We start from the raw sequence: 594 nt of genomic DNA on the forward strand, positions 1-594 counted from the left end.
CATCAATCAAGTTCGATGCCGACTGCGAAATGCTATCCAAGAGCCTCATGGTTTCATCAGCTAATAACGACGCTTGATGAAACTCACGCTGTTGTTGTTCGCTTTGGGCCAACTTGGCAAGAATGAGTTGCAAAATGCCCTCTTGGTCAAAGCCTGATTTCACCATGTCATAAGGCGCTGTCAAGCTGGCGTAGTCACTGACTTCAGGGTGTAGGGCTTTGAAATCTTCGTAAGCAAGGTTAATCCCCGCAATCCGATTTCGCATCTCCCGATATTCTTTCTCTGCTTTAGGTAAATCGGTATGCATCATCATTACAAGGAAAGTGCTTTCCATCGAACTCGCAGATGCAATAAAACGGTTTGCCGCGTCACTCGACTCAGGATCGTCCAGGCTTAAAAATGAGCTAATTCTGTTCATCTCTGGGCCGATGGAACTCAGTCCATAGCGAAAACCACCAACATTCGCATCGATGTGCTCTTGCATCTGAATCACTGCGGATTGCTTGAGTAAAATGGAGTTTGTGATTTGGTGCAACGTCTCCACTTTATCTTTTAGCTCATTGGAAAGCTGTGGGGCGACTTCGGATGTTTTCT

At 46.0% G+C, this 594-nt stretch carries 1 pseudogene; it reads right to left on the reverse strand.

The features are described 5' to 3' along the window. Window positions 1–594 (reverse strand): annotated as a pseudogene (locus tag R7Q46_RS28605) (methyl-accepting chemotaxis protein); the annotation flags it as partial.

The organism is Vibrio sp. 811, from assembly GCF_033339195.1.